An 11931-nucleotide genomic window follows, 5' to 3' on the forward strand; every position below is an offset into this window, starting at 1 on the left:
GTGTCCCGCCGTTATCAGCTGACTGATGCACAATGGGGGCTTATCGAGCCCCAGTTTCCTTCTCGAAGCCTGATCGGGCGCCCTACCCGTGAACCGCGCCAAGTGCTCGATGGCATTCTCTGGATACTCCACACCGGAGCTCCTTGGCGAGACCTTCCAGAACGTTTCGGACCATGGAATTCGGTCTACAACACCTTCCGGCGTTGGCAGGATGCAGGCCGGATTGATGCCATTCTGGAAGCGCTGCAACTCAAGCTCAATGAAGAAGGGCTCATCGATTTCGACCTGTGGTGCCTGGACGGCTCCAATGTCAGAGCATCCAAAGATGCTGCCGGTGCACGTAAAAAAACACCTCAATGAATCAAGCCCTTGGCCGTTCGCGGGGAGGTTTCGGCAGCAAAATTCACTTGGTCACGGACGGTCATGGCTTACCACTGAGCTTCTGCCTATCACCGGGGCAATCAGCAGAAATCAGCTATGCAACAAGCGCGCTGGCCATGGCGAGGATACCAACGTCATCAGGTCGCTACCGAACACGGCCAGCGCATCTTGCCGCAGACAAGGCCTATAGCAGCAAAGCCTTTCGAGCCGAGCTACGGCGGAGAAGGATAAAAGCGGTCATTCCGCAACGCAGCGACCAGCAACGGCGCCATAAGGGGCGTCCATTGGTACTGGACAAGGTGCATTACCGCAGGCGCAATGTCGTGGAGCGGTGCTTCGGTTGGTTGAAGAAGTTTCGTCGGTTTTCAACGAGATATGAAAAGCTAGCCAAGAGTTTTGCAGCCTTTATCAAACTGGCTTTCTGCCTTCGCTACTTGCGCGAGTTATGTGTGGACAGAAAACCAGCATTTTGAGAACACAGCCTAGGCCCCATAACGACAAACCCCGGGACTTGGCCGGGGTTTGTTTGCGAGCATTACTCAGCTATCAGTGGAACTGATCTTCTTCGGTCGAGCCGGTCAGCGCGGTCACCGAGGATTGGCCGCCCTGAATGACGGTGGTCACCTTGTCGAAGTAACCGGTACCCACTTCCTGCTGGTGTGCCACGAAGGTGTAGCCGCGCTCGGCAGCGGCGAACTCCGGCTGCTGCACCATTTCGACATAGTGCTTCATCCCTTCGCCACGGGCGTACTGGTAGGCCAGCTCGTACATGTGGAACCACATGTTGTGGATACCCGCCAAGGTGATGAACTGGTACTTGTAGCCCATGTCGGAGAGCTCCTGCTGGAAGCGGGCGATGGTGGCATCGTCCAGGTTCTTCTTCCAGTTGAAGCTCGGTGAGCAGTTGTAGGCCAGGATCTTGTCCGGGTACTGGGCCTTGATGGCCTCGGCAAACTTGCGTGCCTCGTCCAGATCCGGCTTGGCGGTTTCGCACCACACCATGTCGGCGTAAGGGGCATAGGCCAGACCGCGGGAGATGGCTTGCTCGATACCGGCCTGCACCTTGTAGAAGCCTTCTGAGGTGCGCTCACCGGTCAGGAAGCCGGCATCGTAGGGATCGGCGTCCGTGGTCAGCAGGTCGGCGGCGTTGGCGTCGGTACGGGCGATCACCAGGGTGGTGGTGCCGCAGACGTCGGCTGCCAGACGGGCCGCGATCAATTTCTGCACCGCTTCCTGGCTCGGTACCAGTACCTTGCCGCCCATATGGCCGCACTTCTTGACGGAAGCGAGCTGATCTTCGAAGTGCACGCCGGCGGCGCCCGCTTCAATCATCCCCTTCATCAGCTCGAAGGCGTTCAGCACGCCGCCGAAACCGGCTTCGGCATCCGCCACGATAGGCAGGAAATAGTCGGTGAAGCCCTTGTCCTGCGGGCCCACCTTGTTGGCCCACTGGATCTGGTCGGCACGGGCGAAGGAGTTGTTGATGCGTTCCACCACCGACGGCACCGAGTTGGCCGGGTAGAGGGACTGATCCGGGTACATGGTGGAGGAGAGGTTGTTGTCCGCCGCCACCTGCCAGCCGGAGAGGTAAATTGCCTCGATGCCTGCCTTGGCCTGTTGCACCGCCTGACCACCGGTCAGCGCGCCGAGGCAGTTTACATAGCCTTTCTTGGCGCCGCCGTGGATCAATTCCCACAGCTTGTCGGCACCGCGTTGGGCCAGGGTGTGCACCGGTTGCAGGCTGCCACGCAGGTTTACCACGTCCTCGGCGCTGTAGCCGCGCTTGATCCCTTTCCAGCGGGGGTTTTCTGCCCAGTCTTTCTCGATAGCCTGGATCTGTTGCTCACGGGTCAGTGCCATATCAGTTCCCTCTTTCATTGATTTCACGTTTCCATTGACTTGTTATGGGGGCCGTTACCGGCCCGGGTCTCACAGCCGCTCGTAGCCGGGCAGCGTCAGAAAATCGATGAGTGTGTCGGCGCAGGTGATCTCGTCCATCAGGGCGCTCGCCTCGGCGAAACGGCCCGATTGCCAGCGGGCCTCGCCCACTTCGCCTCTGACCACCTCCTGCTCCTCGGCCAGCATCTGGCGGAACAGCGCCTTGGTCACCGCCTGACCATTGGAGAGGGTCTTGCCGTGGCGGATCCACTGCCAGATGGAGGTGCGGGAGATCTCGGCGGTGGCGGCATCTTCCATCAGTCCGTAGATGGGCACGCAGCCATTGCCGTTGATCCAGGCTTCCAGGTATTGCAGGGCGACGCGGATATTGGTGCGCATACCCGCCTCGGTGCGATCACCCTCACAGGGGGCCAGCAGGTCGGCGGCCGTGATGGGGGCATCCTGCTCGCGCAGCACGCCGATCTGGTTCTGGGCACCCGCCGGAATGGTGGCGTTGAACACCGCCATGGCTGTATCGGCCAGACCGGGGTGGGCGACCCAGGTGCCATCGTGGCCGTTGTCGGCCTCGCGCTGCTTGTCCGCGTGCACCTTGGCAAACACCTGTTCGTTGACTGCCGCGTCCTTGGCCGGAATAAAGGCAGCCATGCCCCCCATCGCCAGCGCGCCGCGCTTGTGGCAGGTCTTGATAAGGAGTCGCGAGTAGGCAGAGAGGAACGGCTTGTCCATGGTCACCACCTGACGATCCGGCAGGACGCGATCGGGGTGATTCTTCAAGGTCTTGATATAGCTGAAGATGTAATCCCAGCGGCCGCAGTTGAGGGCGACGATGTGATCCTTCATCTGATAGAGCAGCTCGTCCATCTCGAATACCGCCGGCAGGGTTTCGATGAGCACGGTGGCCTTGATGGTACCGCGGGGCAGACCGAATTTGTCCTCGGTCCAGGCGAACACCTCGCTCCACCAGCGCCCTTCCAGATGGCTCTGCAGCTTGGGTACGTAGAAGTAGGGACCGGAGCCCTTGGCCAGCAACGCCTTGTGGTTGTGCAGGAAATAGAGGGCGAAGTCGAACAGGCCGCCGGGAATGGGGGTACCATCAAAGGTGACGTGCTTCTCCGGCAGATGCAGACCGCGCACCCGGCAGATGAGCACGGCCGGATTGGGATTCAGGGTATAGGCCTTCCCCTCCGGGCTCTGGTAGGCAATGGTGCCGTTGACCGCATCGCGCAGGTTGATCTGGCCCTCGATCACCTTGTTCCAGGCTGGGGCCAGTGAGTCCTCGAAGTCGGCCATGAAGACCTTGACGTTGGCGTTGAGGGCATTGATCACCATTTTGCGCTCGACCGGGCCGGTGATCTCCACACGGCGGTCCTGCAGATCGGCGGGGATGCCGCGCACCGTCCAGTCACCAGCGCGAATATGGGCGGTCTCTGGCAGGAAGTCCGGCAACTCGCCGCCATCGATACGGGCCTGGCGTGCGACTCGCTGCTTCAGCAGTTCATTGCGTTGGGGAGCGAAACGTTCCACCAGTTCGGACACCAGGGCCACCGCATCCGGCGTCAGGATCTGCGCGTAATCGGGAAGCATCTCGCCTTGAATGCGCAGGCGGGTGCTGCTGATGGTCTGGGCCGGTGCCGACATAGTGGGTACTCCTCCAAAAGTTACATTTTGAATTTATTAACTACGACTAACGTCTATATCCCTTTCTTTCAAACTCCCCGTAACAGCGGGGTAACACGATTCATAAGGTGCAAAAGAATGGCGGATTCGTCAACTTGATTTTTAAAACAGGTGTTTTTTGATTATGGTTAAGGTGCTGTTTTAAATGGATTTATGTGATTAGTGTAAAAGCTCTTTGCAGATGGTTATGCTCTTGGGTTGCCGGGGCGGCAGGGGAGAGGATTTCGGTAGAGGGGATGGGTTAAAAATGTAACTAATTACGTAATAAAATTACAAATGCAAAAACAAATCCCGACATTACTCCAAGCTTTGCAAGAACAGCTGTATGAAATGCCTTCGTTCAATCCAGCCTGCATGGGGGCTATGAAGTGACCGGGTAGTGAACTGGTGTTTAAAACTAAAATGTCAAATTGGGTCAAAATGGCGAAGGCGAACAGGAGAGAGGGAAATGACGAGCAATAACGTAGGTTTGTATCAAGGCGTGTCCATGAAGGAGAGGGAGGTTGGGGCGGATTAGATGGTCAATTAAACTGGTTTTTGAAGAAAAACTAGCATTTTGTCGTTATTTGCGGTGGCGGTCTGTTGGCCGGGGTCAAGGGCGGTGCCGGACAGCAAAACCGGCGTCTTGAACCGCACTATGGCACGGGCTCGTCTCAGTAATCTTCATCCGGGGCGGCGAGATCGATCACATCGAGGTGCACTGAACTGCCAAACCCGTGCTCTGCGGAATCGAGCTCGGAGGGCGTGGGGGAGATCAGGGGCTGAACGGGCTGGGAGTCAACAGCTTGGGTCATGGATGCTTGCCTCATTGATTGCAAGCCGGTCGGTGATTCCATCACCCTAGTGTCCACCTCCCTGTTTTTATGGCCGGCGGAAAAGTTGCGTATCCTAGCGGCACTTTATGAAAGCTTCAAGTGGTTCTGTATAAAATTCATGCCAATAAAAAGCGGCGACCCGATGAACGGGGGAGGCGAGAGGAAAAAGAGGCAAGCGTCGGGTGTGCAGGCAAAAAAATAGCCCAGTCGTTTGACTGGGCTATTTTCGGGGATTTTGGTCGGTGTGAGAGGATTCGAACCTCCGACCCTCTACACCCCATGCAGATGCGCTACCTGGCTGCGCTACACACCGACGGGGTCAGCTCGGCTGACGGGGAGGAAGTCTAATCGGATGATTTGGCGGGCGCAACTCCTTTTTTATCAGGGAGATGCCGACTGCTTCTTTATTGTTCAGCCAAGATGCAACTTGGGCCCCGGCCGGAGTTTTGGCATAATCGCCGCCCCCTTAGGCGGGCACAGGGTGGCGAACACCCAACTCGGGGCGTTCCGATGTCGCCGGGGCCTTTGGCCTCTCTTTCATTGACAGCATCTTCTGCCGTGGGCTACCGGCTAGCGCGAGGGGGAAGGGGCCCGGTGTGCCCAGGGCCGGGACGCAGCAATCCGGGAGTGCGCGGCCGATGCCGTGCAGGGGCCAGGCAAGCTGACATCATATCGACGAGAGGATCAGGGCGTGAAACCATCTGAAGTTGCAGCACAGATCAGCCAGCGCGAGGAGGACGAACGCTGGATGCGCCATGCCATGGCCCTGGCAGCCAGGGCAGAGGGGATAGGCGAGATCCCGGTGGGCGCCGTGCTGGTGCTGGGGGACAAGATAGTGGCAGAGGGGTGGAATCGCTCCATCAGCGAGCACGACGCCTGTGCCCATGCCGAGGTGATGGCGCTTCGGGAAGCGGGCAAGCAGCTTGAAAACTATCGCCTGCTCGACACCACCCTCTATGTGACGCTGGAGCCCTGCTGCATGTGTGCCGGCGCCCTCATCCACAGCCGGGTCAAGCGGGTGGTCTATGGTGCCCGGGATTTGAAGACGGGGGCGGCAGGGTCTGTGTTCGATATCCTGCTGGATCCCCGCCACAACCACCAGGTGGCACTGACGGGGGAGGTGCTCGCCGACGCCTGCTCGGCCCAGCTGTCGGATTTCTTCAAACGGCGCCGCGCCGAGAAGAAGGCGGCCAGACTCGCCGCGAAAGAGGCGCTTCCTCAAGATGACAGCGGGGCCTGATGGCCCCGTTTGCTTTTATTTCACTGCCAGACCGGCTGCCTGCTTCCCCCCGAATACCAACTGCCACCCCCCGATGGAGCCTGCGCTCTTTGCCGCTGTTGATGTAACAAAACTGTCATGCATCCGCCATATAATGCCGCCAAGCCTAGCTCACATTGAGGTCTTGCATGTCATCGGAATCGTTAAATCTGGTCATGGCGGGCAGTCGAAAACGCCGGATCAAGGATAAATTGGCCAAATATGGCGTCACCACAGGGGGAGCCCTGGTGCTGGTGGCGCTGCTGCTCATCTTCTTCTACCTGCTTTATGTGGTGAAGCCCCTCTTCAATGGCGCCAGCATGGAGAGCACCGCTTCCTTCACCCTGCCCATCAAGGGCAAGACCGCCTGGCTCGGGGTCGAGGAGCAAAACGAGATAGGTTACCGCTTCAGCGACCAGGGGAAGGTCAAATTCTTTGCCGTGCAACCGGATGGCAAGATCAAGACCGGACAGGTGATTGGCGAGGCACAGGTGAACGGCGAGATCACGGCGGTCGCGCCGCCTGCGCCGGGCCAGAAACTCATCGCCTATGGGTTTGCCGACGGCAAGGCCCAGGTGGTGCAACCCTATTTCAAGATCTCCTATCCCAATGACGTGCGCGTCATCGAGCCCAGCCTGCAATATCCCTTCGGCGAGACCCCCGTGGTGATCGATCCCCAGGGCAAGGCGCTGACGCGCATGGTCTTCGAGGCGACCAAGGACAAGATGGCGACCGCGGCCGTGACCGAAGATGGTCGTGGTGTGCTGATGGTGATGAGCGGCGAGGAGAACTTCCTCTCCGGCGAAATCGAGTGGAGCAACCAGACCTACACCATTCCGTCCCTGCCACGCCATGTTGACCAGATGCTGCTGACCCCGAACCTGCGTCTGTTGTTCGTGCGCGAGGGCAACCGCCTGTCGGTCTATGACATCCACAACCTGAGCGACATCTCCCTGCGCAATGTCATGGAGATCAACGCCCCCAATGCCAGCGTGACCCAGGTGGCCCTGCTCTCCGGTGCGTCCTCCCTGCTGGTGGGCAACGACAACGGCGTCATCTCCCAGTGGTTCGAGGTGGCAAAGGATGGCAAGCGCCAGTTCACCCAGATCCGTGACTTCAAGGGTGACGCGCCGGTCGCCCTGCTGACCCCCGAGCACTTTCGCAAGGGCTTCATCAGCGCAGGCAGCGACGGCACCATCAACTTCTTCCATGCCACCGGCGAAGCCAAGCTGCTTGGCGAGAAGGTTGACGGGGGCAACCTGGCTGCTGTTGCCATCTCTCCTCGCCACAACCTGCTGTTGACCCAGCAGGGGGATGACTTCAAGGTCTTTGACGTCGAGAACGATCACCCCGAGGTAACCTGGTCTGCCCTCTGGCAACAGGTGTGGTATGAAGGCTATCCCGAGCCCCAGTACGTGTGGCAGTCCACCTCCGCCAGCAACGACTTCGAAGCCAAGCTGAGCCTGGTGCCCCTGGTGTTCGGTACCTTGAAAGCCTCCTTCTATGCCATGGTGTTCGCGGTGCCGCTCGGCGTCGCCGGCGCCATCTATACCGCCTACTTCATGTCGGCGGGGCTGCGCAAATACGTCAAGCCGACGGTGGAGATCATGGCGGCGCTGCCGACCGTCATCCTCGGCTTCCTGGCGGGTCTGTGGCTCGCTCCCATCATCGAAGGGGCCCTGCCCGGGGTGATCCTGCTGCTGATCCTGCTGCCCATGGGTATGCTGCTCACCGCCCTGGTGTGGAATTATCTGCCGGAGCGCGGCCGCACCTGGCTGCCGGAAGGCTGGCACGCCATTCTGCTTATCCCTGTGCTGCTGTTCATCGGTTGGGGCGCTTTCGCCTTGAGCCCCATCATCGAGAACGCCTTCATGCACGGTGATTCGCGCATCTGGCTGACCCACGACATGGGCATCAAGTTTGACCAGCGCAACTCTCTGGTGGTTGGTATTGCCATGGGCTTTGCGGTCATCCCCACCATCTTCTCCATCGCCGAAGACGCGGTCTTCTCGGTGCCCAAGCACCTGACCCAGGGCTCGCTTGCGCTGGGGGCGACCCCGTGGCAGACCCTGAGCCGGGTGGTGATCCTCACCGCGAGTCCGGGCATCTTCTCGGCGGTGATGATGGGCCTTGGCCGCGCCGTGGGCGAGACCATGATCGTGCTGATGGCCACAGGCAACACCCCCATTATGGACTTTTCCATGTTCCAGGGGCTACGGACCCTGGCGGCGAACATTGCGGTGGAGATGCCGGAATCGGAAGTGGGCAGTTCCCACTACCGGGTGCTCTTCCTCGCCGCCTTCGTGCTGTTTGTGTTCACCTTCTTGTTCAATACCCTGGCCGAATTCGTCCGCCAGCGGTTGCGTGAAAAGTACAGCTCTCTGTAAGGACTAAGGAATCGACAATGGGTAAGTGGTTTAAATCGGGGGCCCCCTGGATCTGGATGACGGGGGGCGCCGTCAGCCTGAGTCTGGTGGCCGTACTGGGTCTGTTGTTGCTGATCGGCTGGCGTGGTCTGGTCTATTTCTGGCCCCATCCCATCTATGAGTGGCAACTTGAAGATGCAAGCGGCAACAAGAGCGTCCTGATTGGCGAGATCAACGACCGGGAGCTGGTGCCGGTGGAGCGCCTGCGCGCCGCAGGCCAGGCGCTGGAAGGGGAGGATCGCGAAGAGATTACCCGTTATCTGGTCAAGACCGGCAACCGGGAGTTCGTGGACCTCGATTTTCGCTGGGTGCTGGAGACCGATATCAAATCGCGCACCCAGCCGGCGGAGCTCGCCATGGTGGAACGCGCCACCAACGGCAACTTCTATGGTTACATCACCTCGGTGAAGGAAGATGGCCAGGAGCTGACCACGGATCTGCATCCCGCCTTGCAGCGGGTGCTGGCCCGTGCCAACGGCCTCTCAAGCCAAGCCAACGACCTGCAAAAAGGGGCCATTGGCAGCATCAACTATCAGCTGGAGCGCCTGCGCCTGAAAGAGCGCAAGGCCGAGCTGGATGACAAGTTGACCGATCAGCTTAAAGCCGAGCTGGCGAGCGAGCGTCAGGCGCTCAACGACCGTTATCAGGTGCTGGAGAAAGAGCTCTTCTCCCTGCGTACCCAGGCGGACAGAGACAGCATCACCGTCAAGGACATGCGCGGCGAGCTGGTGACCATGCCCATGTCCCGGGTGCTGGATGTGGTCTGGCCCAACGACATGAGCCTGATGGCCAAGGTGGGTCACTGGTTCCACCAGATAGGCAAGTTCGTCTCCGATGACCCACGGGAGGCGAACACCGAGGGCGGCGTCTTCCCGGCCATCTTCGGCACCGTCTTCATGGTGATCCTGATGGCCATCATCGTGACCCCGCTCGGGGTGGTGGCGGCGGTCTACCTGCATGAGTACGCGGGCAAGAACAGCTTGACCAAGATCATCCGTATCGCGGTGATCAATCTGGCGGGGGTGCCCTCCATCGTCTACGGCGTGTTTGGTCTGGGCTTCTTCGTCTACACCCTGGGGGGCAGCATCGACCGCCTCTTCTACCCGGAAGCGCTGCCGAGCCCGACCTTCGGTTCCCCCGGAGTCATCTGGTCAGCCCTGACCCTGGCCATTCTGACCCTGCCGGTGGTGATCGTCTCCACCGAAGAGGGGCTGGCCCGGATCCCGAGCACCATTCGCCAGGGTTCGCTGGCGCTGGGTGCTACCCAGGCCGAGACCCTCTGGCGCATCGTGCTGCCCATGGCCAGCCCGGCCATCATGACCGGCCTTATCCTGGCGATTGCCCGTGCGGCGGGCGAGGTGGCGCCGCTGATGCTGGTGGGGGTGGTGAAGCTTGCTCCCACGTTGCCGATGGACGGCAACTTCCCGTACCTGCACGTGGAGCGCAAGTTCATGCACCTGGGCTTCCACATCTATGACGTGGGCTTCCAGAGCCCGAACGTCGAGGCGGCGCGTCCTCTGGTCTACGCCACCTCCTTCCTGCTGGTGACGGTGATCGTCGGCCTCAACCTGACGGCGATCGGTATTCGTAACCACCTGCGCGAGAAATTCCGGTCGCTGGAACATTAATCCAGCCATTACAGAGACGGGCAGGGACCTTCCCTGCCAACCAGATATTCCGGCAGCGGGCAAGACGTTTGCCCGCTGCCACCAAGAGAATTTGAGGTAAACAGATGATCAACGTAACACCGAGTTCGGCCCCGCACACCGCCACCGACCTGCTCAACCTGACCCCGGAGCAGACTGCGCTGGAGGTGAAGGATCTCAACCTGTACTACGGCAACAAGCAGGCGCTGTTCAACGTCAATATGAAGATCCCCAAGGGTCAGGTCACCGCCTTCATCGGCCCGTCCGGTTGCGGCAAGTCCACTTTGCTGCGCTGCATCAACCGGATGAACGATCTGGTGGAGATCTGCCGCATCGAGGGGGAGATCCAGCTGCACGGCCACAACATCTATGACAAGAGCGTGGATGTCTCCGCCCTTCGCCGTCAGGTGGGCATGGTGTTCCAGCGCCCCAACCCCTTCCCCAAGTCCATCTACGAGAACGTGGTCTACGGCCTGCGCCTGCAGGGCATCAATGACCGCCGTACTCTGGACGAGGCCGCCGAGCGTTCCCTGCGCGGTGCCGCCCTATGGGAGGAGGTGAAGGATCGTCTGCATGACAACGCCTTTGGTCTCTCCGGCGGTCAGCAGCAGCGTCTAGTGATTGCCCGTGCCATCGCCATCGAGCCGGAAGTGCTGTTGCTCGATGAACCGACCTCGGCGCTGGACCCCATCTCCACCCTCACCATCGAGGAGCTCATCAACGAGCTCAAGAGCCAGTTCACCGTGGTGATCGTGACCCACAACATGCAGCAGGCGGCGCGGGTCTCGGATCAGACCGCGTTCATGTACATGGGGGAACTCATCGAGTACTCGAATACCAACACCATCTTCACCACCCCGGCCAAGAAGAAGACCGAAGACTACATTACCGGTCGTTACGGCTAAGGGATGCCGGTGATTGAGATGAGCAAGTTGAGCATCAACAAGCAGATTGGCAGTCAGTTCAACGGCTAAGGCATGTTGGTGCAACAAGGGTGATTGAGATGAACAAGATGGGCATCAACAAACAGATTGGCAGTCAGTTCAACGGCTAAGGCATAATCGGAGCAACAAGGATTACTGGTATGGACAATATGAACCTCAACAAACACATCTCCGGTCAGTTCAATGCCGAGCTTGAGAGCGTGCGCAACCAGGTACTGGTGATGGGGGGGCTGGTGGAGAAGCAACTCACCGACGCCATCGCCGCCATCCATGGCCAGGATCTGGATGCGGCGCGCAAGATCGTGGCCAACGACCACAAGGTCAACGCCATGGAAGTGGCGATCGACGAGGAGTGCACCCGCATCATCGCCAAGCGTCAGCCCACCGCGTCCGACCTGCGGCTGGTGATGGCCATCATCAAGACCATCACGGATCTGGAGCGGATTGGCGACGTGGCGGACAAGATTGCCCGCATGCTGACCGACAACGCCAACAAACCCCAGCCACCGCTGGTGTCGCTGGAGAACATGGGGCGTCGCACCATCAAGATGCTCCACGACGTGCTCGACGCTTTCGCCCGCATGGATCTGGATGCCGCCCTGGCGGTCTATAAGGAAGATGACAAGGTGGACCGGGAGTACGAGTCCATCATCCGCGAGCTGATGACCTACATGATGGAAGATCCGCGCACTATACCGCAGGTGCTGAACGTCTTGTGGGCGGCACGGGCCATCGAGCGGGTCGGCGATCGCTGCCAGCACATCTGCGAGTACATCGTCTACTACGTCAAGGGCAAGGATGTGCGTCACACCAAGGCCGATGACCTGAGCGATCTGCTGGGCAAGGGCTGATAGGGCGCCTTGGGTGGAGCTCCCGTCGCGGCTG

9 protein-coding genes and 1 tRNA gene are annotated in these 11931 nt (G+C 59.8%); 6 read left to right on the plus strand and 4 right to left on the minus strand.

The window, feature by feature from the left end; translation table 11 throughout:
• Nucleotides 1–854 (plus strand): IS5 family transposase gene (locus ACPW74_RS05740; RefSeq protein WP_103261584.1). Its coding sequence is split into 2 segments (ribosomal slippage): nucleotides 1–343 and nucleotides 343–854, totalling 855 coding nucleotides; the frame shifts between segments, so codons are not numbered across the junction.
• A 73-nt stretch (nucleotides 855–927) separates the two neighbouring features.
• On the opposite strand, the gene aceA is transcribed toward ACPW74_RS05740, so the two are convergent.
• From aceA to ACPW74_RS05760, 4 genes are all read right to left on the minus strand, one after another.
• Nucleotides 928–2241, minus strand: a complete 1314-nt coding sequence (gene aceA / locus ACPW74_RS05745) for an isocitrate lyase (RefSeq protein ID WP_104454386.1) — start codon at nucleotides 2239–2241, stop codon at nucleotides 928–930.
• A 69-nt stretch (nucleotides 2242–2310) separates the two neighbouring features.
• Entirely contained in the window at nucleotides 2311–3918 is a 1608-nt protein-coding gene (gene aceB, locus ACPW74_RS05750) for a malate synthase A (RefSeq protein ID WP_425858702.1), read from the minus strand.
• A 692-nt stretch (nucleotides 3919–4610) separates the two neighbouring features.
• Entirely contained in the window at nucleotides 4611–4751 is a 141-nt protein-coding gene (locus ACPW74_RS05755) for a hypothetical protein (protein ID WP_010675269.1), read from the minus strand.
• A 257-nt stretch (nucleotides 4752–5008) separates the two neighbouring features.
• Nucleotides 5009–5085: transfer RNA gene (locus tag ACPW74_RS05760), tRNA-Pro, on the minus strand.
• A 378-nt stretch (nucleotides 5086–5463) separates the two neighbouring features.
• On the opposite strand from ACPW74_RS05760, the gene tadA reads away from it, so the two are divergent.
• The 5 genes from tadA (at nucleotide 5464) to phoU (ending at nucleotide 11897) form a co-directional block, all read left to right on the plus strand.
• Nucleotides 5464–6012, plus strand: coding sequence for a tRNA adenosine(34) deaminase TadA (gene tadA / locus ACPW74_RS05765; RefSeq protein WP_080768115.1), 549 nt, complete (start codon nucleotides 5464–5466; stop codon nucleotides 6010–6012).
• A gap of 167 nt (nucleotides 6013–6179) precedes the next feature.
• Entirely contained in the window at nucleotides 6180–8417 is a 2238-nt protein-coding gene (locus ACPW74_RS05770; RefSeq protein WP_104454385.1) for an ABC transporter permease subunit, read from the plus strand.
• 17 nt (nucleotides 8418–8434) lie between these two features.
• Nucleotides 8435–10084 (plus strand): phosphate ABC transporter permease PstA, encoded by a 1650-nt coding sequence (gene pstA / locus ACPW74_RS05775; protein ID WP_042017560.1) that lies wholly within the window; start codon nucleotides 8435–8437, stop codon nucleotides 10082–10084.
• Between the two features lie 104 nt (nucleotides 10085–10188).
• A complete protein-coding gene (pstB, locus tag ACPW74_RS05780) occupies nucleotides 10189–11007 on the plus strand; it encodes a phosphate ABC transporter ATP-binding protein PstB (RefSeq protein WP_010675264.1) in 819 nt (272 codons plus the stop codon).
• 179 nt (nucleotides 11008–11186) lie between these two features.
• Nucleotides 11187–11897 carry a phosphate signaling complex protein PhoU gene (gene phoU / locus ACPW74_RS05785; RefSeq protein ID WP_029314752.1) on the plus strand — a complete coding sequence of 237 codons (711 nt, stop codon included), beginning with the start codon at nucleotides 11187–11189 and terminating at the stop codon, nucleotides 11895–11897.
• Nucleotides 11898–11931: the final 34 nt, after the last annotated feature.

This window comes from Aeromonas sp. INTO2, from assembly GCF_049860605.1.
GTDB classification, from domain to species: Bacteria; Pseudomonadota; Gammaproteobacteria; order Enterobacterales; family Aeromonadaceae; genus Aeromonas; species Aeromonas caviae.

Bases quoted from the DNA above. Each gene is read 5' to 3' on its own strand.
- pstA (WP_042017560.1), top strand. From the start codon at position 8,435: ATGGGTAAGTGGTTTAAATCGGGGGCCCCCTGGATCTGGATGACGGGG.
- ACPW74_RS05755 (WP_010675269.1), bottom strand. From the start codon at position 4,751: ATGACCCAAGCTGTTGACTCCCAGCCCGTTCAGCCCCTGATCTCCCCC.
- phoU (WP_029314752.1), top strand. From the start codon at position 11,187: ATGGACAATATGAACCTCAACAAACACATCTCCGGTCAGTTCAATGCC.
- pstB (WP_010675264.1), top strand. From the start codon at position 10,189: ATGATCAACGTAACACCGAGTTCGGCCCCGCACACCGCCACCGACCTG.
- ACPW74_RS05770 (WP_104454385.1), top strand. From the start codon at position 6,180: ATGTCATCGGAATCGTTAAATCTGGTCATGGCGGGCAGTCGAAAACGC.
- aceB (WP_425858702.1), bottom strand. From the start codon at position 3,918: ATGTCGGCACCGGCCCAGACCATCAGCAGCACCCGCCTGCGCATTCAA.
- aceA (WP_104454386.1), bottom strand. From the start codon at position 2,241: ATGGCACTGACCCGTGAGCAACAGATCCAGGCTATCGAGAAAGACTGG.